Raw genomic sequence first — 22,372 nt, forward strand, 5'->3', positions numbered from 1 at the left:
TGTGGTCGTTGAAATAGCGGCCCTTGGCGAACGCGGCCCGGAACGCGGCAAAGGTTTCCGGCGGTACCCCCTCAAACTCGTACCGCTTGCCGCTGGCGACGAACCACACCGAGAGGGTCCTTCTATCCAGATCATATTCCATCTTGCGGATCGAAGTAGATGGCATGAGCACCACAGGCCGAGGCCCGCGCCTTGCGGGGAGCGCGGGCCGATCGGGATACCGATCTGCAGCAATACCTGGAGGGGAGGATTCGCTGCGTGCACCGAACTTTCGCGGCGGTCCCGTGTTCCCAATCGAGATACACAAAAAGCTGGCTGCACCTTTCGGCATCACGCGGACGTTGGATTTCTGAGAAAGCGCGAGCGTCAATACTAACTTCTGGTGATGGAATTTTCCCGTGAGATAGGCACGCTCCACGGCGAAAGGAGTGCCCCGCCATGACCGTCCTCGCCTACAACCTTGCCAATGACATCAAAGGATTATGGAGGGTCGTCTTCGTGCCGGACGAACTGCATCTATATGTGGAATTCAGCCAGCCAGACGCCGACACAAACCCGGCTGATTGGATGAGCGTTGATGATTTCCTTGCATGGCGGCCGAAAGGCGCACTCCACGAGCGAGCGCGCGACAGCTTGGTTTCGCTCATTTGCAAGGCGCTGACAGGGCGATGAGACACGGGAAACCCGCACCGAGATCGAGTGCGAGCGCCGCGAGTGGGCCTAGGGCCCCACAAGCCAGTGCGACCCCGCCGCCGGCAAACCGCGGCGGGCGAGTGCCTCGGGGACACGATGGTAGATTGCTAATGCGTTCGCGCGTGTGGCCTTAAGTCGCAAACTATTGGCTTCAGAAGCAGGGCGTAGGGCTTCATTGATGGTGCTACCAACACCATATGGTGACCCATAGCCCTCCAAAACGAGAGAAGCTCGTCCCGACGGGTCGCACTGCGGCCGTCAGCTGGTAATTGCTACGAACTAGGAAACCATCATGATGCCTGAAAATATCAGACTAACTTCGCGAGACGTCCCCCTCATTCAGCTAGGCCTCTATCAGTGCCGCTTCCCGGTGAGCGAAGACGCTTCTGTACCTGGCGGTTATCGTTTTTGTGCTGGGCCAACTTCGCCGGATCGCGTCTACTGCGATCACCACCACAACATTGTGACCGCCGTGGACCCTCGTCGAGCCCGTGCGGGTCTTCACCTCGCTCAACGACGCGCCGCGTAAGCCTGACTGGCGGCGGCCTCCCGGCCAGGCGCTATGCGCTCCAAGGCCTTGGCTACGACCTTTCCGTCGGCTCGGTCTGGCCCATCCCGCCTTATGCCGTCTTCGCCGATGTATCCCCCGTCGCCCGATTGAGAACGACGACTTCTCGCCGAGCCTTTCAGCTCGCTACTCGCACAAACGCGTCGGCTCCAAAGGTTTGTCTGTCAGCACATCTTCAATGTGCCCGCGCCTGAAGCCCCAACATCTTCTGCGACCAACCGCGTACCTGGCACCGCCGATCGGTTGCTGCGGCGGATTTTCGCTGTTCGCAGCTGAACAATGCCTATCAACCTTGTCATCGCACCTAGTCGCACGTAGCGGCCGTTCGAATTCTCATCGCTCGGCGCGATGTTTGGTCCGTCTGGCCACAAGAGCGGAGCAAGCTATTGACACCCACGAAGTTGCTGATTGGGCAGATCGCTGTCGTATTCGCAATTGTCATTCTTGGCGTGTGGACTGCAACCCAATGGTGCGCCCACATGCTCTCCTATCAGCCGCCACTCGGCGCGCCATGGTTTGTGACAGTCGGCTGGCCGATCTACCAGCCGTGGAAACTGTTCGAATGGTGGTTCCAATTTGACGCCTATGCGCCTGAAGTCTTCGACAAGGCTGGCATACTTGCCGGAGCCAGCGGGTTCCTGGGCTGTGCCGCCGCGATAGCTGGGTCCCTCTGGCGCGCACGGCAGCGGGGGTTGGTCACCACCTATGGGTCCTCACGATGGGCCATGAAGCTGGAAATCGAGAAGGCGGGGCTGTTTCAGCCGGCCGGCGTTTTCCTTGGCGGACTGAATTGTCGCTATCTGCGCCATGACGGACCAGAACACGTCATGGCCTTTGCGCCGACACGTTCGGGCAAGGGCGTCGGACTGGTTGTTCCAACCCTTCTTTCCTGGACCGGCTCGGCCGTCATTCACGACATCAAAGGCGAGAACTGGCAGCTGACCTCTGGCTGGAGGTCGAAGTTCTCGCACTGTCTCTTGTTCAATCCGACCGATCCGAGATCGGCGCGGTACAACCCGCTGCTGGAAGTGCGCAAAGGTCCAGATGAGGTCCGCGACGTTCAGAACATCGCCGACATTCTCGTTGATCCGGAAGGCGCGCTGGAGCGGCGGAACCATTGGGAGAAGACCAGTCATTCACTCCTAGTTGGCGCCATCTTGCACGTGCTCTACGCCGAAGAGGAAAAGACACTCGCCCGTGTCGCCACCTTCCTGTCGGACCCGCAACGCTCATTCGCTGCGACACTGCAGCGGATGATGACCACAAACCACCTCGGCACGGTGGACAAGCCCCAGGTCCATCCGGTCGTGGCCTCGGCGGCTCGTGAGGTGCTGAACAAGTCAGAGAACGAGCGCTCAGGCGTTCTCTCGACCGCCATGTCGTTTCTCGGGCTCTATCGTGATCCAACGGTGGCCGCGGCAACATCGGCCTGCGACTGGCGCATTGCCGACCTTGTGGATGCCGAGCGACCGATGTCGCTGTATCTGGTCGTGCCGCCGTCGGATATCTCGCGCACTAAGCCCCTGGTGCGATTGGTGCTCAATCAAATCGGCCGGCGGCTGACCGAGCGCCTGGAGGGCGATCCAAAGAAGAGCCGCAAGCATCAGCTCCTGATGATGCTGGATGAATTTCCGGCGCTCGGTCGGCTCGACTTCTTCGAGACTGCGCTCGCCTTCATGGCAGGCTACGGCATCCGCGCTTATCTGATAGCGCAATCGTTGAACCAAATCTCCAAGGCCTATGGCGAGAACAACGCCATTCTCGACAATTGCCATGTGCGGATTGCCTTTTCCTCAAATGACGAGCGCACGGCCAAACGCATCTCGGACGCGCTCGGTACCGCGACCGAACTCAGATCGATGCGCAACTATGCCGGCCATCGGTTGGCGCCCTGGTTGTCCCACGTCATGGTAAGCCGCCAAGAGACCGCTCGCCCCCTGCTGACGCCGGGTGAGGTGATGCAGTTGCCGCAGGCTGACGAACTAATCCTGGTTTCGGGATTGCCGCCGATTCGCGCCAAGAAGTTGCGTTATTACCAGGATCCGAATTTCACGGAGCGAGTGCTGCCTTCGCCGGTGCTGCGCGACGGTGCCTACGCGGATCGGCCCACGTCGCGCCCGGACGATTGGAGCGGACAGGTGCGCGGCGTGGATCGGCGTCTTGCTGGCGATGACGACAGTGCCGGCGCGGCAATCGAAGACGGAGGTGTCCAGCAGCAGCGCCATCCGGGCCTGCGCGAAGAACGGACCCTCGTCGTCCAGGAGCCTGATCAGGGCGATCTGTTCACGCCCGCAGACGATGACTGCGAGACGCTCGCCGACAAACGCGTCATGGATCGGATTTCCACCGCCGCACGTGCGTACGGCCTCAACGAGGGAATGGGCGACGACAAGGACATCGTGCCCGGCTTCTGAACGGCGCGCCTACGCGGGCGCATCCCAGCGTAGATAACGGCCGTAAGCGATTTCGAGGATCTCGACGATGCTCGTTCCCGTCGCCGGTGCATCAGCGCCGGTCAGAGGGAACGAGCAGCATGAAGCCCCACCGCATTCGTCACCAGTTTTTGCTTGAACCCGAGTTGAGCGAGAAGCTGGAGAACCTCAGCCGCAATCCATCGACCACCAAATCGGCCATTGTGGCGCACGCGGTCGAGACCTTTATCGAGCGGCGTGGGGAGAATGAACTCGACCAGCGCTACGGCAAGAGGCTCGACCGTCTTTCCCACGACCTCGGACATGTCAGGCGCGATGTCGAGATGATTCTGGAGAGCCTGGCGCTCTTCATCCGCTTTTCGATCACGCTTCATGCTCACACGCCGGTGCCGGACAGGGCCACGCAAGCGATTGCCCAGGAGCGCTTCGACAAATTCGTCGAACAGGTCGGCCGCCAAATCGCTTCCGGGAAACGGTCACTTGGCACCGACGATCGCAGGGGAGGGGAAGGATGAGTTCTCATCCGGAAGCCGACCATCGCCGCCGCGTCATGCTGCGCACCGCCATGGGTCCGGCGATCACCGAAGCCCTTGCCGATCCGATCGTCATTGAGGTGATGGTCAATCCCGACGGTGCGCTGCGGCTCGACCGGTTGGGTGAAGGCCGGGTCGACACCGGCGTGCACATGCATCCTTCTGAGGCCGAACGCATCATCCGCCTGGTCGCCTCCCACGTGCGCGCCGAGGCGCATGCTGACAATCCGATTGTCAGCGCCGAATTGCCATCGGGCGAGCGCTTCGAGGGTCTGCTGCCGCCTGTCGTGCTGGGGCCTTGCTTCGCCATCCGAAAGCCTGCGGCGAAACTCTACACGTTGGCCGACTATGTCGCCGACCGGGTCATGCTGCCGCTGCAGGCCGATGCGCTGCAGAAGGCGGTCCGCGAGCGGCGCAACATCCTGGTCGCCGGCGGCACGTCGTCGGGCAAGACAACACTTGCCAATGCGCTGCTGGCACAAGCCGCCGATTGCGACGAGCGGGTGATCCTGATCGAGGACACGCGCGAACTGCAATGCGCGGCGAAGGATTGCGTTGCCTTGAGGACGAGGCGGGGGTCGGTCACGCTCGCCGATCTCGTGCGCTCGACCCTGCGGCTCAGACCCGACCGCATCATCGTGGGCGAAGTCAGGGGCGCGGAAGCCCTGGACATGCTGAAGGCATGGAACACCGGGCATCCCGGCGGCATCGCGACGGTTCACGCCAATTCGGCGCGCTCCGCTCTCTACCGTATCGAGCAGCTCGCCCAGGAAGCCGTCGTCACCGTTCCCCGCCGCCTCATCGCTGATGCGGTAGATCTGATCGTCTTCATCGCTGGGCGCGGATCCTCGCGCCGCATTGACGCGATCGCTGAGGTCACCGGTCTCGACAGCAGCGGTGATTACGCCGTCACCCCGCTCACGCTTCCGCAACTCCAGCAGTTTTGAAAGGTCACCTCATGCTCAAGAAGCTTCGCTTCCTTTCGTCCACCGCGCTCGCGTTTCTTCTCACCCTCCCGGCCCACGCAGCGGGCTCCGGCATGCCTTGGGAACAGCCGCTGCAGCAGATCCTTGAGTCGGTGCAGGGACCGGTCGCCAAGATCGTCGCGGTGATCATCATCATCACCACCGGCCTGACCCTTGCTTTCGGTGACACGGCAGGCGGTTTTCGCCGGCTGATCCAGATTGTCTTCGGCCTGTCGATCGCCTTCGCGGCATCGAGCTTCTTTCTCTCCTTCTTCTCCTTCGGCGGCGGGGCACTCGTCTGATGGCCACCGGAGAGCAGCATGTCGAGGGTTTCGAAGTCCCCGTTCACAGGGCATTGACTGAGCCGATCCTGCTGGGCGGCGCGCCGCGAGCGGTGGCGATCCTCAACGGCACGGTGGCCGCGGCAATAGGCCTTGGCCTGCAGCAGTGGATCGCCGGACTGGCGCTCTGGATCGCCGGCCACACCCTCGCGGTCTTTGCCGCTCGCCGCGATCCGGACTTCGCCAGCGTGCTTGTCCGTCATCTTCGCCTGAAGGGGTGGCTTGCATGCTGAACCTTTCGGAGTATCGCGGCAAAGCCGATCGGCTTGCCGACCATCTGCCCTGGGCCGCTTTGGTCGCGCCCGGCATCGTGCTCAATAAAGACAGTAGCTTCCAGCGAACCTTCCGGTTCCGTGGCCCCGACCTTGAAAGCGCGACCGAAGCCGAGTTGGTCGGCATCTGCGCACGAGCCAACAATGCGCTACGAAGGTTGGGCTCCGGATGGGGGTTGTTTTTCGAGGCCGAGCGCGTTGAAGCGCTGGGCTATCCGAGCTCGGCTTTTCCCGATGTTGCCTCATGGCTGGTCGATGAGGAAAGGCGCGCGGCCTTCGAGGGCAAGGTCGCGCACTTCGAGAGTCGCTATCATCTGACCTTGGTCTTCATGCCGGCGCCAGATGGCCAGGCGCGGGCGGAAAGCGCACTGGTCGACTCGCATCACTCGGGAGGGGTTAGAGACTGGCGCCAGGAGCTGGCGTGGTTTCGCGACGAGACCGACCGCGTCCTGGATTTGCTGTCCGGGTTCATCCCGGAAGTGCGCGCCCTCGATGATGCCGAGACGCTAACCTATCTGCACGGCACAATCTCGACCTACCGCCATCCGGTCGCCATGCCGGAAACGCCAATGTATCTCGACGGTGTTCTGGTTGACGCGCCGCTTACCGGCGGCCTGGAGCCGATGCTGGGTGAGCAGCATCTGTGCACCCTCACCATCCTTGGTTTCCCGAACGTCACCCGGCCAGGGATCCTCGACGCGCTCAACCATCAGGATTTCGCCTACCGCTGGATGACGCGCTTCATCCCGCTCGACAAGACGGAAGCCACAAAGACACTGACCCGGTTGCGCCGTCAGTGGTTTGCCAAGCGCAAATCGGTCGCAGCCATCCTGCGCGAGGTCGTGACCAACGAACCCGTCCCTCTCGTCGATAGTGACGCCGACAACAAGGCGCTCGATGCGGATGTCGCCCTTCAGGCATTGGGCGGCGATCACGTCGGCTTCGGCTATCTCACCACAACGGTGACGGTATGGGACCAGGACCGACAGGCCGCCGCGGAAAAGCTCCGAGCGGTTGAGCGCATAGTCAATGGGCTCGGCTTCACCACGATCCGTGAAAGCATCAATGCGGTCGAGGCGTGGCTCGGCTCGTTGCCCGGTCATGTCTACGCTAACGTTCGCCAGCCGCTCGTTCACACGCTGAATCTTGCCCATGTCATGCCGCTGTCGTCGGCGTGGGCCGGTCCGGTGGATAACGAGCATCTCACCAACGTGACTGGGACCGAATCCCCGCCGCTTCTCTTCGCAGAGACCAACGGGTCGACACCGTTTCGGCTTTCCACCCACGTTGGCGATGTCGGCCACATGCTGGTCGTTGGGCCGACGGGTGCCGGCAAGTCGGTTCTGCTTGCGCTAGTCGCTCTGCAGTTTCGACGCTATGCCGGGGCGCAGGTCTATGTCTTCGACAAGGGCAATTCGGCTCGTGCGGCAACACTGGCCATGGGCGGAGAACACCACGCGCTGGGCGCGGATGGTGCGCTTGCCTTCCAGCCACTGAGCAATATCGGCGACCAGGCTACTCGCAGCTGGGCGGCGGAATGGATCGCCGGCCTCGTTGCCCATGAGAATGTCAGCGTTACGCCGGAGGTAAAGGAGGCGATCTGGTCGGCACTCATCAGCCTTGCCACTGCGCCGGTGCAGGAACGCACGCTGACGGGCCTATCGGTTCTGCTTCAGTCCAATGGGCTCAAGGCCGCGTTGATGCCCTACACGCTCGACGGTCCCTTCGGCCGGCTGCTCGATGCCGATGAAGATCGGCTGGCTTTGTCGGATGTGCAGTGTTTCGAGACCGAAGAGCTGATGCACAGCCAAGGCGCTGTGCTCCCGGTGCTCACCTATCTGTTCCATCGTCTCGAGGAGCGGTTCGACGGACGGCCGACGCTGCTGATGCTCGACGAGGCGTGGGTCTATCTCGACAACCCTCTCTTTGCCGCCCGCATCCGTGAATGGCTGAAGGTGCTGCGAAAGAAGAACGTGTCGGTGATCTTTGCCACGCAGTCGCTTGCCGACATCGCGGGCTCTTCCATCGCGCCGGCGATCATCGAGAGCTGCCCACAGCGCATTTTTCTCCCCAATGACCGTGCCGTGGAACCGCAGGCGCGGGTGGCTTATGAGCGATTTGGTCTGAACGAGCGGCAGATCGAATTGGTCGCCCGTGCCACACCGAAGCGCCAGTATTATGTGCAGTCGCGCCGCGGCAACCGCCTCTTCGAGCTCGGGCTCGGCCCGATCGCTCTTGCGCTCTGCGGCGCCTCTGATCCGGCCACGCAAGCTTTGATCGACAACGTCCTGTCAGAGCACGGGCAGGACAGCTTTGCCTTCCGGTTCCTGAGTGCGCGCGGCCTCGATTGGGCTGCCGAGCTTCTCCAGCAATTCCCTCAACCAGACAAGGAGCAATCGTCATGATGCGGCGCCGCCTTCTCACGAGCCTGATCACCGTTTCCCTAATCGCAAAACCGATGGCCGACTACGTCCAGCCAGCCCACGCCCTGATCGTGTTCGATCCGTCGAATTATACGCAGAACATGCTGACAGCGGCACGTTCCCTGGAGCAGATAAACAACCAGATCCAGTCGCTTCAGAACCAGGCGACGATGCTGCAGAACATGGCGCGGAATCTTCAGCGCTTGGATTTTTCTTCCGTCGGCCAGCTCACAGGTTCGCTCCAACGGATCGACGGCCTGATGACCCAGGCCAGCGGCCTGAGCTTCGATCTCGACAAGCTTCAGAACCAGTGGCGTGTGCAATATCCGGAAAGCTACGACGCCACAATCAAGGTCAGCGATGTGGCGAGCGCCGCGCGCGAGCGCTGGCAAAACGCCATGCAGGCGTTCCGCCAAACCATGAGCGCGCAGTCGCAGATCGTGGAGAACGTGCGGGCCGACGGCGACCTGCTTACCGATCTCGTCAACCGCAGTCAGGGCGCGGCAGGTGCCCTTGAGGCAAGCCAGGCCACCAATCAGCTGATCGCGCTTTCGACCAAGCAGCAGATCCAGATCCAGACGCTGCTCGCGACCCAGTTCCGGGCTGAAGCCGAAGATGCTGCCCGCAAGGCGCAGTCCGAGGAAGCCGCCCGCGAGACGACGAAGCGTTTCCTGGGCACCGGTACGGCCTATCCCGGCAACTGATCAGCAGTTCTTCAAGACAACGAGGAAGGCGGCGACATGAATGACCTCGGCGTCATTGATCGCTTCATGGAGACTTTTACCCGCTATATTGATAGCGGGTTCGGTCTGCTTTCGGGCGACGTCGCCTTTCTCACCACCATCCTGATCGGCATCGACATCACGCTGGCAGGCCTGGTCTGGGCGTTCGGCGGCGAGCCCAATGTTCTTGGCCGGCTTGTCCGAAAAGTGCTCTATGTCGGCGCCTTCGCCTTCATCCTGAACAATTTTAAGAACCTCGCCGACATCATCTACCATTCCTTTGCCGGGCTCGGCATCAACGCATCGGCCGGCAATCTGTCCGCCGACAGTCTCCTGCGGCCAGGCCGCATTGCCGCGGCCGGCTTCGAGGGCGCCTGGCCGCTGCTCAATCAAGCGAGCCAGCTAGTCGGCTTCCCCGAGATCTTTGGCAACGCGCTGACCATCTTCGTGCTGCTTCTCGCCTGGTTTCTGGTCCTCATCGCCTTCTTCATTCTTTCAATTCAGCTCTTCATCACCATCCTGGAGTTCAAACTCACCACATTGGCCGGTTTTGTTCTGGTGCCCTTCGCGCTCTGGAACCGCTCGGCGTTTGTGGCCGAGCGCGTGCTCGGTAATGTGATCTCGTCGGGCATTAAGGTGATGGTGCTTGCTGTCATCGTCGGCATCGGCTCTACGCTCTTCGGCGAGTTCGCTTCCGCGCTGCAAGGCAAGGAGCCGGACTTGGCCGCGGCCATGTCACAGGTACTGGGCGCGTTGGCGCTGCTTGGGCTCGGCATTTTCGGGCCAGGGATCGCCTCGGGTCTTGTTTCCGGCGCGCCGCAGCTGGGCGCCGGCGCCGCACTCGGAACTACCGCGGCGGCCGCCGGATCAACGCTCGTTGCCGGAGGTGCGACGCTTGCCGGCGCGCGCATGGCAACCGGCGGCGGTCTCGCCGCCGTTCGAGCCGGAACGGCCATGGGATCGGCTGCTTCCACAGCTTGGCAGATGGGGCGTGCAACATCGCCCGAGTCCGGCCTCTCCGGCGTAGCTGCTGGACTGAAGGGCGTTGCCGGTGCAGCTGGCGGCGCCGCGATGCGGGGAATGCGATCTGCAACAGAACCATTCCGGCGCAACGCCGATGCCGGCCGCGATGCCGCCTGGACCTCGACGGGCGGCACGCCGACCGCATCAATGACCGGAAACCCTGCCGCGTCAGGTGCCAATGCCGCGCCGGCGTGGGCGAGGCGCTTGCGTTCCGAACAGACCGCGCGCGCCCATCGCCATGCCGCCACGCAGGCCGTCCGTGATGGCGATCGGGGTGGAAGCGGCGCCAACCCCTCTCTCAATGACAAGGAAGACTAGATGCTCTTCAAGCGACCTGTTCAACGCTACGGGAAGACGCCCCACCCCGTCACGCCATACCAGAAGGCCGCCCAACTTTGGGACGAGCGCATCGGCACAGCGCGCGTGCAGGCAAGGAACTGGCGCCTGATGGCCTTCGGCTGCCTCGCTCTGGCCACCGGGCTCTCTGGTGGACTCTTGTGGCAGTCGATGCAGGGCCGCGTCGTGCCCTATGTCGTCGAGGTAGATCGTTTCGGCGAGGCGCGCGCCGTCGCTCCAGCAATCCGGGACTACGAGCCCACCGATGCCCAGATCGCCTGGCATCTCGGCCGCTTCATCCAGAATGTCCGCTCTGTTTCCACCGATGCGGTGCTGGTGCGGCAGAATTGGCTCTCGGCCTACGACTTCGCCACCGACCGTGGAGCCCTCTTTCTCAACGAGTACGCTAAGGCCAACGACCCGTTCGGCAAGATCGGCACGCGCAGCGTCTCGGTGCAGGTGACGAGCGTGGTTCGAGCGTCCGACAGCTCCTATCAAGTCAAATGGACCGAGCAGGTCTTTGAGCGCGGCAGCCTCGCCAGCACAACGCGTTGGACCGGGATCCTCACCATTGTGATCCGGCCGCCGAACAATGCCGATCAGCTGCGCAAAAACCCGCTCGGCGTCTTCATCAACGCCATCGACTGGTCGCGCGAGCTCGACAGTGCCGCGCAAACTTCCGTTCCCCCAAAGGAGCCCGCCAATGATAAATAGACTCTCGTCGCTCCGCACTGCGCTGATCCTGTCTGCGTCGGCTGCGGTCATTTCCGCCTGTGCCTCGAAGCCGGTGCCGCCACCTCAGATTTCCTATGATGCTGCCAAGTTCCAACCGGCGGCAATCGAGAAGGCGCCGGAGAAGCCCGTCAAGGTCGTGGAAGTGCCGAAACCGCTGCCGCTGCCCGGCCAGTTGCAGCCCGAGCCGGGCAAGGTTGCTGAAGACAAGCGCTCGCCTGAAGAACGTGTCGCCGATGCCAACAAGGCGGCGACGCAGCAACCCACCAAATATGGCTATGTGAATGCGGTGCAGGTTTACCCCTTTGCCGAAGGCGCGCTCTACCAGCTCTATGCCGCACCGGAGCGCGTCAGCGATATCGCTCTGCAGTCAGGCGAGAAACTCCAATCCGTGTCGGCCGGCGATACAGTGCGCTGGGTAATTGGCGACACCGTCAGTGGCTCCGGCGATGACCAGCGCACCCATGTGCTGGTGAAGCCCTTCGCACCAGGACTTGCCACCAATCTGGTGATCACCACGGACCGGCGAAGCTATCACCTGCAGCTTCAAAGCACGGATAAGACCGCCATGGCGGCGATCTCCTGGACCTACAGCGAGGACCAGATCATCGCGCTACGCCGGCGCAATGCGCAGGCCGAGGCTGCTATCCCAGTGGCGTCGAATGTGGCTCTCGAAAATATTCGCTTCCGCTATTCGATTACGGGCGACATGCCGCCCTGGAGGCCGACGCGCGCCTTCGATGATGGCAGCAAGGTCTATATCGAGTTTCCGCGCCGCATCGATCAGGGCGAGGCTCCGCCGCTCTTCATCGTCGGTGCTGACGGGGACAACCAGCTCGTCAACTACCGCATACGGGGCAACTATTACATCGTCGATCGCCTCTTCGCCGCAGCCGAACTGCGCCTCGGCGCCAAGCAGCAGCAGGTGGTGCGCATCACGAGGACCGACGGCAGGCAAGCGCCGAGGCGGATATTGCTCTTTTCGCGTTCCAGCAGGTGAGGGACGGCCCATGACGGATACTTCCCGCTCCGATGCTCCACCGAAACTCGATCCAGAACAGCTGCAGCTGCGGGCCTCGCCTCGCCGCGCTGTGCGCTTCAAGCGCAGCATTATTGTCGCCATTGCTGCTGTTGGTTCCGGGACCGTTCTAGGCGTCACCATGATGGCGCTGCAGGGACCGGCGCTGCGCATCAAAGAGCAGGCTGAAGAGCTTTACAATACTGAGCGGAAGCCAACCGCAGAGGCTCTTGAAAGGCTGCCTAAGGACTATTCCGGGATCAAGCCGCCTCCGGTGCTTGGACCACCGCTGCCCGGCGACCTCGGCCGCCCCATCCTTGAGCACCAACGCCAGCTGGGCATCGCGCCGGGCCAGGAGGTCTCGGCGGAGGAGCAGCGCCTTGCACAGCAGGCGATCGAGGCGCGCGAATCGCAAGTCTTCTTCCGGATCGAAAATCGACCCCGGCAAGCAGATGCCGCCGGCAACGGGCAGGGCGGGCGTCCACCCTTTGAGGCAACGGCTCCACAATCCGATGCCGCACGCGATTCAGCTTCCGTAGCACCGGCCGAGGGCGACCAAAACAATCAACAGCGCAAGCTCGATTTTGTCAGCCAGCGGAATACAAATGGAATCTACAATCTGCATGCACTGCAGACGCCGGCTTCGCCGTATCAGCTGATGGCCGGCAGCGTCATCGCAGCGAGCCTGATCACTGGCATCAATTCCAACTTGCCCGGCCTCGTCGTCGCACAGGTCACCGAGAATGTGCACGACACAGTCACCGGCAGTACCTTGCTCATTCCGCAAGGCTCTCGCCTGATTGGCACCTATGACAGCGTCGTGGCCTTTGGACAAAGGCGCGCGCTGCTGGTCTGGCAACGGATACTGCTGCCCGACGGCTCTTCGATCGAAATCGACAACCTGCCGGCGACGGACACCGCCGGCTATGCCGGGCTTGAGGACAAGGTGGATTTTCACACCTGGCAGCTGATCAAAGGCGTTGCGCTGGCCACGTTGCTAGGGGTCGGCACCGAGCTGAGCCTCGGAGAAGACGAAAGCGACCTGGTCAAAGCAATCCGCGAATCCGCTCAGCAGAACGTCAGTCAAGCTGGCCAGCGCATCACCGAGAAGAACCTCAATATCCAACCCACCATCACTGTCCGGCCCGGTTGGCCACTGCGCGTCATCGTGCACAAGGATCTTGTGCTGCGGCCGTACCCGAATTGACTGGAGTCATCATGACCAATCTGAAACTCGGCAAACTTCCGGATCGGACACCTTCGAAGATCACCATAAGCGTAAGTGCAGACCTGAACCAAGCACTGAAGGACTATGCGGCGCTTTATCGTCAGACCTACGGCGAGTCCGAATTGGTAGCGGAACTGATCCCGTTCATGTTGGCGGAGTTCCTGGAGAGCGATCGAGCGTTTGCCAAGGCCAGAAAGGAAGGGCTCCCTGTCGTCGACAAGTCAGAGAAATCGCGGCGGCAGCCAATTTCGGGGTCCGAATAAGTGACAGCGACCAGTGAGTCCGAGGGGGCACCTTTTTAGGCGGGCAAATGCATTGAAGCAATTTGCCGGCGAAACCGAAACATAGGGCACAATAGACGAGCTGATCTGCCCCGAACCAATGCCGGCTCTGCGCCCCATGCACGAACCCGCTTCGCGGGAGGGTCGCCTGGTTCTGAGATGGCGCGACATTCAAAGGCCTTGAGCGGGTAGAGACTGCGATCCGACCATGGAGTTCCCTTCAACGAGAGGAACTCGCCATGGCTACCTTGTCGACCGATGCTCCGATCACGCCGCTTCGCCGGCGCATGCAGCAGGACATGCTGATGCGAGGCCTGGGACCGCATACGCAGCAGGACTACGTACGTCATGTCCGGCGCTTTGCCGCGTTCCTTGGTCGCGCTCCCGACACCGCGACGACCGGGGACATCCGGCGCTTCCAGTTGCGCCAGCATGAGAACGGCCTGGGCCCGGCGACGATCAACGGTGCGGTCTCGGCGTTGCGATTCCTGTTCACGGTGACGCTGAGGCGGCGCGATCTGGCGCGCGCGCTGGTGGTCACGCGATATGCGCGCAAGCTGCCCGATGTGCTGAGCGTTGAGGAAGCGGCGCGGCTGCTCGAAGCGGCGCCAGGCATCAAGTACAAGGCCGCGCTCGGTGTCGCCTATGGCGCGGGCCTGCGCGTATCCGAGGTCGCGCATCTGAAGGTCGACGACATCGATTCGACACGCATGCTGATCCGCGTCGAACAGGGCAAGGGACGCAGGGACCGCAACGCCATGCTCTCGCCGCAACTGCTGGAACTGCTGCGGCTGTGGTGGCGCGAAGGCAAGCGGCGCGGGGTGATGCTCCCCCATGGCTGGCTGTTCCCGGGGCGCGGCTGCACAGCGCCGATCTCGTCGCGGCAGCTGCATCGCGCGGTCCAGGAAGCAGCCGAAGTCGCCGGCATCCGCAAGCGCGTCAGTCCGCACACGCTGCGTCACAGCTTCGCCACCCACTTGCTTGAGCAGGATGTCGACATCCGCGTCATCCAGGTGCTGCTCGGGCACAGCAAGCTCGATACCACCGCGCTCTACACCAAGGTCTCGACCCGGACGATCCACGCGGTCGCGGGGCCGCTCGACCGGCTGATGGCGCTGATGGAAGGCAAGACCCCTCCCGACTGAACCGGTGCGGGCGGACCTGGAGGTCGCCGATATCTTCCGTGCTGCCGGCCCCGGATACCGGGTCGCCCATGCAGGGCATCTGAGCCTGCAGCAGCTCAAGGTCATGTCGGCGATCGAACACTGCCGCACCGCTGCATTGGGTGGTCATGTCGAAGCCTGTGCGGACTGCGGCCAATGGCGGATCGCTTACAACAGCTGCCGCAACCGGCACTGTCCCAGGTGCCAGGGCGCGGCCGCCCGTACATGGCTCGCCGAGCGCGAAGCCGACCTGCTGCCAGTCGGCTACTTCCACGTCGTGTTCACGCTGCCCGCCGAGGTCGCCGTCATCGCGTTCCACAACAAGGCGCTGGTCTATGATCTGCTGTTCAAGGCGGCATCGGAGACGATGCTGACGATCGCGGCGGATCCCAAGCACCTCGGCGCGCGCATCGGCATCACCGCCGTGCTCCACACATGGGGCTCGGCAATGACCCACCATCCCCATGTCCACATGATCGTGCCGGGCGGCGGCATCGCGCCGGACGGGTCACGCTGGATATCGTCGCGGCCGGCCTTCCTTCTCCCAGTCAAAGTACTGGGCAAGCTGTTCCGCCGTCTGTTCCTGACCCGGCTCGTCGCGCTGCACGACGCCGGTCGGCTCGCCTTCTTCGGATCGGCGGCACACCTGGCCGACCGTCGCGCCTTCCTGCGTCATCTGAAGCCTGTTCGCAGCAAGCGCTGGGTGGTCTATGCCAAGCCGCCCTTCACCGGGCCCCAAGCGGTGCTCGCCTACCTGTCGCGCTACACTCACCGGGTCGCCATCTCGAACCGCCGCCTGATCGCCTTCGACGAGAAGGGGGTCACCTTCCGCTACAAGGACTATCGCCGCGACGGTGTCGAGCGCCAGCGCGTCATGACGCTCTCGGCCGATGAGTTCATCCGCCGCTTCCTGCTCCATGTCCTGCCGCGTGGCTTCCACCGCATCCGTCACTATGGGCTGCTCGCCAGCTCCGCTCGCAAGGCCAGCCTCGCACTCTCCCGTAACCTGCTGAACGTCGCTCCGCCTCCCGATGACGACACCCCGGAAGAACCGGCTGACGTCCGCCCGCCATGCCCGTGCTGCGGCGGACGCATGGTCGTCATCGAGACGTTCGAACGGTGGAGGCAGCCGCGTGGACCGCCGGACACAACGGCGACGAACCGGGAGAACGCCCCATGACCCGGCATGGCCCGTTTGCCCACACGACCGCGCCACGCCGGCACCGGTTAACGGGAACGTATGTGCGCGTCGCTGTCGCGCCAGTCGTCAGGCACGCGAACCCCGTCGGAATCACCGCGACAGGCCCCCCGACCTGGCCCGGAAGCCGCTTCCTCGACCAGCCCACAACACCCCATGCGGAAGTTCGCGACAGGCGCTGGCACACTCCGAAACACAAATCCCCATAGCCCACCGCGTGCGGTCCGCGGGTTCCTGCATGAGAGGCTTTCGTACGCCTGACGGCACCCGAAACCCTTCAGCATGTCGGCCGTAGAGATTGGCTTAGCCGCTGCCTGAAAGCAGACGTGGTCAGCGACAGGGCCGGACGTCTTGATAGCGCCAATTGTCGACGTTTGCAGTTATGCCAACAACGTCGCGTCTACTCGGCAAGCAGACTTACGGCCTTGCGGCATTTGGGAGTTTCACTTGACGACCGAAAACTCGAACTGGTCCCCGCGGTAAACGGCCTTGTATTCGTCGTCGCGCCCCGGCGTCCTGAACACATTGCGAAAAATCGCCCCACAGCTTGTCAGTTCTATGGGAAAGGCGTTGCACAAGAAATCGCCTTGCACCCACGAGGTTCCTACGCGGCTCCTCTGGCCAACGGTCTCGCTGACGGCGCCGTCGACCGAGGTTGTGCGCTGCATCGGCAGGAACGTGGGCATTACCAATTTTCCGCGCGTTTCGTGCCCGAACATGAGAGACTTTATTTCCGCCCCTGTGAGCCGGTCCTTCGGATTCATGCCTGCCTTTGCCAATGCCGACAGCTCTGGCACACCTGCCTTGGTCAGCCCGGCCAAAAGGCGTTCGATATCGGCCGTATTCTTGAACACCATGTAATCCTGGGTCATCAACTGGCTTGGCCCCCTGTCCACCCGCCCAACAACCTTCCTAAGCGTTTCCAAAGCCGCCGCGGCCTGGTCTGTGCGCCCAAGATGCCCATAAGCCGAAATAAGGACCTGCAGGGCATAAAATTTCGCCCGTGGATCGGCCGATATAAGGTCCATCTTCTCGATAGAGCGAACCGCGTCCTCAAACTTCTCCTGGCCGAACTCGGCCAGTCCGGCTTGGTAGCGCCTGTAGTCCATCCACGAGTTTGGGTCGACGCGCGCAGCCGCATCGAGATAGCTAAGCACTTCCTTCGGCCTGCCGTTGAAATTCAGAGCATTGGCCAGCGAGAGATAATTCCAAGTATCGCTGGGATCGAGCGCCACCGACTTCAGAAGAACGGTAACTGCGTCGTCCGAGTCGTGCTCGCGGACCATCAACTCGGCGACGAGCTGATAGTAGCCCGGCGAAGGATCCCTGGCCGCCGCTTCCAGGGTTTCATAGATCTTGCCCTGGGCCACGTCGGTCGTAAGCCCCATTACTACGACCCGACCGACATCCGCGTCCCAGTAGGCCCAGGCGAGCTGGGCGTACGCCGCGCCGAAATCGGGGTCGAGTTGCACGGCTTGCTGGAAATACTTCACAGCCTGCGCAAACTCCTCGGGCGTGTTGATACGGTTGTAGATGTCCATCCCCTTGAGATAGGCCTCATAGGCCTCGGGATTACTGGTGCCTCCGGCCCGGGTAGCCGGCGCGCCGCTCACCAGGCGGAGCTGGAGCGCACCCGCGATGCTGCTGACAACGCTGTCCTGCAGCGCGAATACGTCTGCCCACCGGCCGTCGAAACGCTCCGCCCAGAGATGTCTGGAAGTCGAGCCATCGATCAGCTGCGCATTGATGCGCATGTCGTCGCCGACGCGGCGAATCGAGCCTTTCAGCAGGTACCGGACGCCCAATGCCGCCGCAATCTCCTTCGGGTCCTTGTCCTTGTAAGCGGAGGCCGCGTTGGGGGAGAAGACGAAAAGACCCGGCACACGCGCCAGTGCGGTCGTCAGATCCTCGGTGAAGCCGTTGGCGAGATATTCTTGTTCCTTGTCGTCGCTGAGATTGTCGAAGGGCAGGACGACTAGCGAGGGCCGGGTGTCGGCTGCCTCGCTGACGGTCGGAACGGCAAGCGGTGCAGGCCTCTCCCACGGTTGCCACCATGCTACTGCAAGGCCGAGAGCCAGGACGAGAATTCCCGCCGCGGCCGGAAAACGCCAGGCGCGCGGCTGGTGGCGAAAATGGAGGGTCTTGCCCGCTGCCGCGGAATCAAGCAACACGCGATACGCCTGAACGGGTTCGGCTATGTTTTTGACCCTCTGTTCGCCCATTGGCTCAAAGGCGAACGCCAGCTTCCTATCAACCTCCTTGGCCACTTTTCCCGAGATGCAGATGCCGCCCGATTCCGCCAACTGCTGAAGTCTGGCCGCGATGTTGACCCCATCGCCATACCGGTCGTCGCCGTCGACGATCACCTCGCCGAGGTTGATGCCGATCCGCACCACGATCTGTTCCACTGCGGGAAGCGAGGCGTTGCGCTCGGACAGTCCCCGCTGCAACGACACTGCACATTCGACGGCATCGACGACACTACCGAATTCGGCCAGCATCCCATCGCCCATCAGCTTGAAGATATGGCCGTGGTGGCGGGCAATTTCGGGCTCGAACAGTTCCTTGCGTCCGGCACGTAGTCGCTCAAATGTACCGGCCTCGTCGCGCTCCATCAGAGTCGAATAGCCTACTACATCTGCGGCTAGAATCGCGGCAAGCTTGCGGTCCATCGGTGGCCTGGCCCCAGCGGATCATAGTATTGGTTGTTCTGAAAGGAAACCGACCTTACCAGCAAATCCCTTCTCCCGCACGTTTGATGGACCGCTGATACGGCGAGGTGTAACCAATGTCGTAGTCACCACATTCGAGACATTAGAGCTTGCCTGCCGGAATGGCTCGTTTGGGTCAGGGCTTGCCGTTGAGCCGGCCGCCGGAACGGGCAACTAGCGCCAGAAGCGGCCGTCTATGGGTTCGCCAAATGGGGGCTTTGGGGTCAAAAGTTCGCGTTCGCGACAGGCCGGATCGCGCCCATAATCGGACGTTCAGGAGTTTGTTTGCGTGCTCCCAAAAGCAGCCGGTAGTCTAGAGTTCTGACGGTTAGCAGAAGCCCATCCGAGGCCGATACGCTCGCGCCGGTTCCTGGATAGGCGCATATCACGGCGCGGTTACATGAACAGGCGATACGGATAGACATTTCGCGGCAGGTCAGGGACGTTCGCTATCGTGCGGGCCAGTTTCTGCGAATAGCGAATGCTTACCGGCACAGGGTCGTAGAGCGCGTCGTTGTTCCAATCCATCTTCGTAAGGGCCAACGCCTCGTGGGCTATGAGTTCAAGCGGTCCACTCCCGGCATGACGGATCAGCTGCAGTGGCCGGGGAATGCTCTTCTTGCCCTGATAGTAATCGCCCTTGGTCGAAACATCGGGAGCATTTCCCGCCACCCATACCAAGGCGGAATTGCCCGTGCGGACCACCATTGTCCCGCGCGGCACGGGAAATCCCGACGGCTTTGACGGAGGCTTCTCCGCGCCCGACTTGATCAGCCAGACGCCGCGCCAGCACGATGCCGAACTGACCTCGATACACTCTACTTCCGCCACACCGGCGAGCGCGTCAAATGCGCCTTCGATCTCGCCTTCCTTGAACGCGGTCGTCTTATGAATAACCATGCGTCTTGGCAGGTTGCCGCCGTTGCGCCCTTGATAGAGCTCCAGGCTGCGGGCGAGGACGGCGCGCATGTCGTCGCGGCTGAGAAAGGGGTTTCTGCGGGCTTCGGTGACGTCGGCCACCGGGTCTCGCGCCTCGAACGCAACGAACTGCATGCCGCCGCCGTCCATGTCGAAGACCTGCGAACAGCACGTCACATAATGTGCGTCTTGCTGATCGCCGCGTAGGGCATAGGCCAACCCGATGTAGGCGGTGTCGGCCGGTACGCCTTTTAGCGGCGCCAGCTTCCACGGCGTGCCCGCAGCCTTAACGTACAGTGCGGTCGAAAGACGCCACGCCAGCGATGCCTTGTAGCTGAAGGTGAAGACGCGGTCGTTCAGGACCTGAGTCGGAATATTATACTTGGCGCCTAAGGCCTTCAGCACGTCGTGTGCGTCAAAGAATTTTCCGCGTGTCGCCGTGTCCCAGCTGTCGGGAAAGTGGACCAGCACAACTTCGAACTCATTGCGAACGGCGTCGAGGCGGCGGAGCGCGGCATCCATGGCAAGGTAGAGGCGATGCTGTGCGTCGCCGTCGCCCGGCAACTGGTCTAGGCGTTCAGGCCACTTGATGTGCGCGCTTGCGGGCGCGGCCTCAAGAGCCACGCGGAACAGGCGCTCGAAACCTGGATATTCCGGCACATATTCCGTTCGGTCGGTAGCCCGATGCACGTCGCGCAAAAGCTTCATTAGGTCGCCGCGACGATGGAAAGCACCCCCCGGGCCGACTGTTGCGATGCGCACACGAGAGGTATAGCCGCTGAAGGAGCCCTTCGAATATGGCCCATAATTCACGAGTCCCCGCAGCGGGTGGACATCGACTTGAGTGGGTTCGGATGGCGAAAAGGACAGATCCGGCTCGTCCAACAGCGTGAATGGCGGCAGCTCGGTCAGGGCTGAGTTCGCCATCATTTGCTCCTGTCGAAGTAGGTGTGGTGGTGCGACGGCCGGCTGTACCCTGTAATGGGTGACACCTTGAACGCGGCATCAATGCCCGTGCCGTCTTCGAGCCCGAAGGCGCTTCGCGCCGTCCCTCCTGTTTCGGTAAGAAGCTGCGCCCAGGCTCCAATAATGCTGGCCCAGCTCTTGTTAAAGCGCGGAGCCCAGCGTTCGCGACGCCAGTCTCCGGCGGGATCACCCCGGAGTTCGACCTGTATACCTACTTCAGCCGGGGCCTGGTTGGCGGAGAAATCCTCGGAGCCAACCGATTGGGGAGTGTCCTGACGGGGTAGCTGGACGAACGTGTAGGGCTCGAAGCCGCACCACCACCTGCCGTCCACCTGTTCCAGTTTGAGGTGGACACCCTCCCGAAAGGGGAAACCAAGCCCGGGCACTGCGCCGACGAGATTAGTGCCGTACGCGTCGCGCAACCGCGATAGGGTTTGTTGCTGGCGCCGCGTTCGCTCAGGATCGTCGCCGTCGCGCGGTGTGGCGACGACGAGCGAATGACCTGAACGCCTGTAGCGCGGGATTAGCGGGCGCTGTCGGGCCAGAGATCGCACGAGTGTGTCGTACAGCAAGCCCATGGCCCAGCTATCGGCGGCCGGATCGAGGTCGATCGTTCCAGCGAGCGATGGGCCGAGCGGAGCCAAGGCGTCCACGAGCTCCTGATCCCGCCCAAACACCGCCAACTCCCTCCCCAACGCGGCCGCCGTCGCTCGATAACCTTTCGCCTTGAAGATTTCTCGCACCTCTGCCGACGTGGTTGCGCGGGTCAGCATGATGCGCCTCGCCGCCGTCGGCATCGATTGGAGCAGAATTGCCGAATAGCGCAGTACCGGGAATGCCCGGGCCTTGGCATTCGGAATCTGGACGGGTACGAGGCGCGGCGTAGGTCGCCCTTCCATCACGTGATCGTAGAGCGCCTGCGGCAGATCCGTTATCTTGACAATCTCGGCGACCAACTCGTCGAACGTCGTGCATTCGATAACCGAAACGTCGACCCCTGCCGTCTGCGCGCGATCCAGAAATTCGGTGACGGCTGGGAGCAGGCGGCTCGCTGATGAGGCAACCCAATAGAGTCCGTTCGGGAACGGAGAGGGTGCAGCCAAGACGTCGTTCAGCGCCTCTAGGATCGAGGTGTCGCGCCCGCTGTAACCGACGAACAGCATTCCGAACCGCTTTCCAGCCTCCACCAGCACGTGTCGCATGCGGGCGTCCTGCTGCTCCAGCTCTGATCCGGTGTTCTTGATCGCGATCGACTGGTAGTCCCCATGAAGTTTCGCGATTAGCGGCCAGTCGGATTCGTCGAGGCAACGCGTCGCACGGTCGGCAGAATCGATCGCCGCCACAGTGGGCCGTCTCTGGTCGGCGGTCGGCAGGATTGCGTTCGCGGTGAGTGCCGCGTCTTCCGCAAGCGGGTCAAAATTGGTCGTGAAGATGCAGTCGGTCTTGCCCGCCGCCATGAGGCTGGCAAGCACCTTATGCCCGAAGCATGGCACACCCTTAGCGATCGCATCCGCAATATACTGTCGACGGTGGCGAGGCTGGGGATAGACCGCCTCGAAAGCGGCGGCATATTCCATGGGATCTCCGTCCGGCGGCAGCCGCGACGTCCGGCGAAAGAAATTATCGATCCGCTCAATCCAGATGGGGTCGGCCGTATCGATTTCCCGTTTTGAAAGGTTTGTCTCGCGACAGAAGATTCGGGCCTTGAAGTCACGGATCATCGCATAGCCGGTAGGAATCCCGGATGCCGCCGACGCGCCGGCGCCGAGAAACCATGCCACCGTATTCGGTCGTAGGGCGAAGGCTGTCGCGAACTGAGCGAGGGACATGGTTGGGACAGAACTGATTG

Annotated in this window: 19 protein-coding genes; 15 read left to right on the top strand and 4 right to left on the bottom strand. The window is 62.4% G+C overall.

All coding sequences use genetic code 11. The features are described from left to right. On the bottom strand, positions 1-331 hold a 331-nt coding region (locus NKI67_RS22700), incomplete at its 3' end, for a KTSC domain-containing protein (protein WP_352646978.1). Between the two features lie 107 nt (positions 332-438). On the opposite strand from NKI67_RS22700, the gene NKI67_RS22705 reads away from it, so the two are divergent. From NKI67_RS22705 to NKI67_RS22780, 15 genes are all read left to right on the top strand, one after another. Then, entirely contained in the window at positions 439-672 is a 234-nt protein-coding gene (locus NKI67_RS22705; protein ID WP_352467844.1) for a hypothetical protein, read from the top strand. Between the two features lie 975 nt (positions 673-1,647). After that, a complete protein-coding gene (locus NKI67_RS22715) occupies positions 1,648-3,675 on the top strand; it encodes a conjugal transfer protein TraG (protein ID WP_352646854.1) in 2,028 nt (675 codons plus the stop codon). Positions 3,676-3,794: 119 nt separating this feature from the next. Then, positions 3,795-4,208 carry a CopG family transcriptional regulator gene (locus NKI67_RS22720; RefSeq protein ID WP_352646856.1) on the top strand — a complete coding sequence of 138 codons (414 nt, stop codon included), beginning with the start codon at positions 3,795-3,797 and terminating at the stop codon, positions 4,206-4,208. Next, positions 4,205-5,173, top strand: coding sequence for a P-type conjugative transfer ATPase TrbB (gene trbB, locus NKI67_RS22725; protein ID WP_352646858.1), 969 nt, complete (start codon positions 4,205-4,207; stop codon positions 5,171-5,173). The genes NKI67_RS22720 and trbB overlap by 4 nt, the downstream gene beginning before the upstream one ends. 11 nt (positions 5,174-5,184) lie before the next feature. Continuing rightward, on the top strand, positions 5,185-5,493 hold the full coding sequence (locus NKI67_RS22730) for a TrbC/VirB2 family type IV secretion system protein (protein WP_352547795.1): 309 nt from the start codon (positions 5,185-5,187) through the stop codon (positions 5,491-5,493). Next, on the top strand, positions 5,493-5,765 hold the full coding sequence (locus NKI67_RS22735) for a VirB3 family type IV secretion system protein (RefSeq protein ID WP_352571685.1): 273 nt from the start codon (positions 5,493-5,495) through the stop codon (positions 5,763-5,765). The genes NKI67_RS22730 and NKI67_RS22735 overlap by 1 nt, the downstream gene beginning before the upstream one ends. Then, positions 5,759-8,209: a conjugal transfer protein TrbE gene (gene trbE / locus NKI67_RS22740; RefSeq protein WP_352646860.1), complete on the top strand. Its 2,451-nt coding sequence runs from the start codon at positions 5,759-5,761 to the stop codon at positions 8,207-8,209. The genes NKI67_RS22735 and trbE overlap by 7 nt, the downstream gene beginning before the upstream one ends. Continuing rightward, a complete protein-coding gene (trbJ, locus tag NKI67_RS22745) occupies positions 8,206-8,931 on the top strand; it encodes a P-type conjugative transfer protein TrbJ (RefSeq protein ID WP_352646862.1) in 726 nt (241 codons plus the stop codon). The genes trbE and trbJ overlap by 4 nt, the downstream gene beginning before the upstream one ends. 36 nt (positions 8,932-8,967) lie before the next feature. After that, a complete protein-coding gene (trbL, locus tag NKI67_RS22750; RefSeq protein ID WP_352646864.1) occupies positions 8,968-10,290 on the top strand; it encodes a P-type conjugative transfer protein TrbL in 1,323 nt (440 codons plus the stop codon). Further along, positions 10,291-11,022 carry a conjugal transfer protein TrbF gene (gene trbF, locus NKI67_RS22755; protein ID WP_352589295.1) on the top strand — a complete coding sequence of 244 codons (732 nt, stop codon included), beginning with the start codon at positions 10,291-10,293 and terminating at the stop codon, positions 11,020-11,022. Further along, the gene (gene trbG, locus NKI67_RS22760) at positions 11,012-12,040 is read left to right on the top strand and encodes a P-type conjugative transfer protein TrbG (RefSeq protein ID WP_352646866.1); all 1,029 of its coding nucleotides are present in this window, start codon (positions 11,012-11,014) and stop codon (positions 12,038-12,040) included. Before trbF ends, trbG begins: the two co-directional genes overlap by 11 nt. 10 nt (positions 12,041-12,050) lie before the next feature. After that, positions 12,051-13,265, top strand: a complete 1,215-nt coding sequence (locus NKI67_RS22765) for a TraB/TrbI/VirB10 family type IV secretion system protein (RefSeq protein WP_352646868.1) — start codon at positions 12,051-12,053, stop codon at positions 13,263-13,265. 11 nt (positions 13,266-13,276) lie between these two features. Beyond that, the gene (locus NKI67_RS22770; RefSeq protein WP_352646870.1) at positions 13,277-13,549 is read left to right on the top strand and encodes a DUF2274 domain-containing protein; all 273 of its coding nucleotides are present in this window, start codon (positions 13,277-13,279) and stop codon (positions 13,547-13,549) included. Between the two features lie 257 nt (positions 13,550-13,806). Then, on the top strand, positions 13,807-14,712 hold the full coding sequence (locus tag NKI67_RS22775) for a tyrosine-type recombinase/integrase (protein ID WP_352646872.1): 906 nt from the start codon (positions 13,807-13,809) through the stop codon (positions 14,710-14,712). A 4-nt stretch (positions 14,713-14,716) separates the two neighbouring features. Continuing rightward, positions 14,717-15,910, top strand: coding sequence for an IS91 family transposase (locus NKI67_RS22780; RefSeq protein WP_502909356.1), 1,194 nt, complete (start codon positions 14,717-14,719; stop codon positions 15,908-15,910). A 461-nt stretch (positions 15,911-16,371) separates the two neighbouring features. On the opposite strand, the gene NKI67_RS22785 is transcribed toward NKI67_RS22780, so the two are convergent. The 3 genes from NKI67_RS22785 to NKI67_RS22795 all read right to left on the bottom strand — a co-directional run bounded on the left by NKI67_RS22785 (position 16,372) and on the right by NKI67_RS22795 (position 22,304). Further along, positions 16,372-18,600, bottom strand: a complete 2,229-nt coding sequence (locus tag NKI67_RS22785) for an adenylate/guanylate cyclase domain-containing protein (protein WP_352646874.1) — start codon at positions 18,598-18,600, stop codon at positions 16,372-16,374. A gap of 435 nt (positions 18,601-19,035) precedes the next feature. Beyond that, positions 19,036-20,487, bottom strand: coding sequence for an argonaute/piwi family protein (locus NKI67_RS22790; protein WP_352646876.1), 1,452 nt, complete (start codon positions 20,485-20,487; stop codon positions 19,036-19,038). Further along, complete coding sequence (locus tag NKI67_RS22795) at positions 20,484-22,304, bottom strand: SIR2 family protein (protein WP_352646878.1); 1,821 nt, start codon at positions 22,302-22,304, stop codon at positions 20,484-20,486. Before NKI67_RS22795 ends, NKI67_RS22790 begins: the two co-directional genes overlap by 4 nt. Positions 22,305-22,372: the final 68 nt, after the last annotated feature.

This window comes from Mesorhizobium sp. M0408 (genome assembly GCF_040321495.1).
In the GTDB taxonomy this organism is placed as follows: domain Bacteria; phylum Pseudomonadota; class Alphaproteobacteria; order Rhizobiales; family Rhizobiaceae; genus Mesorhizobium.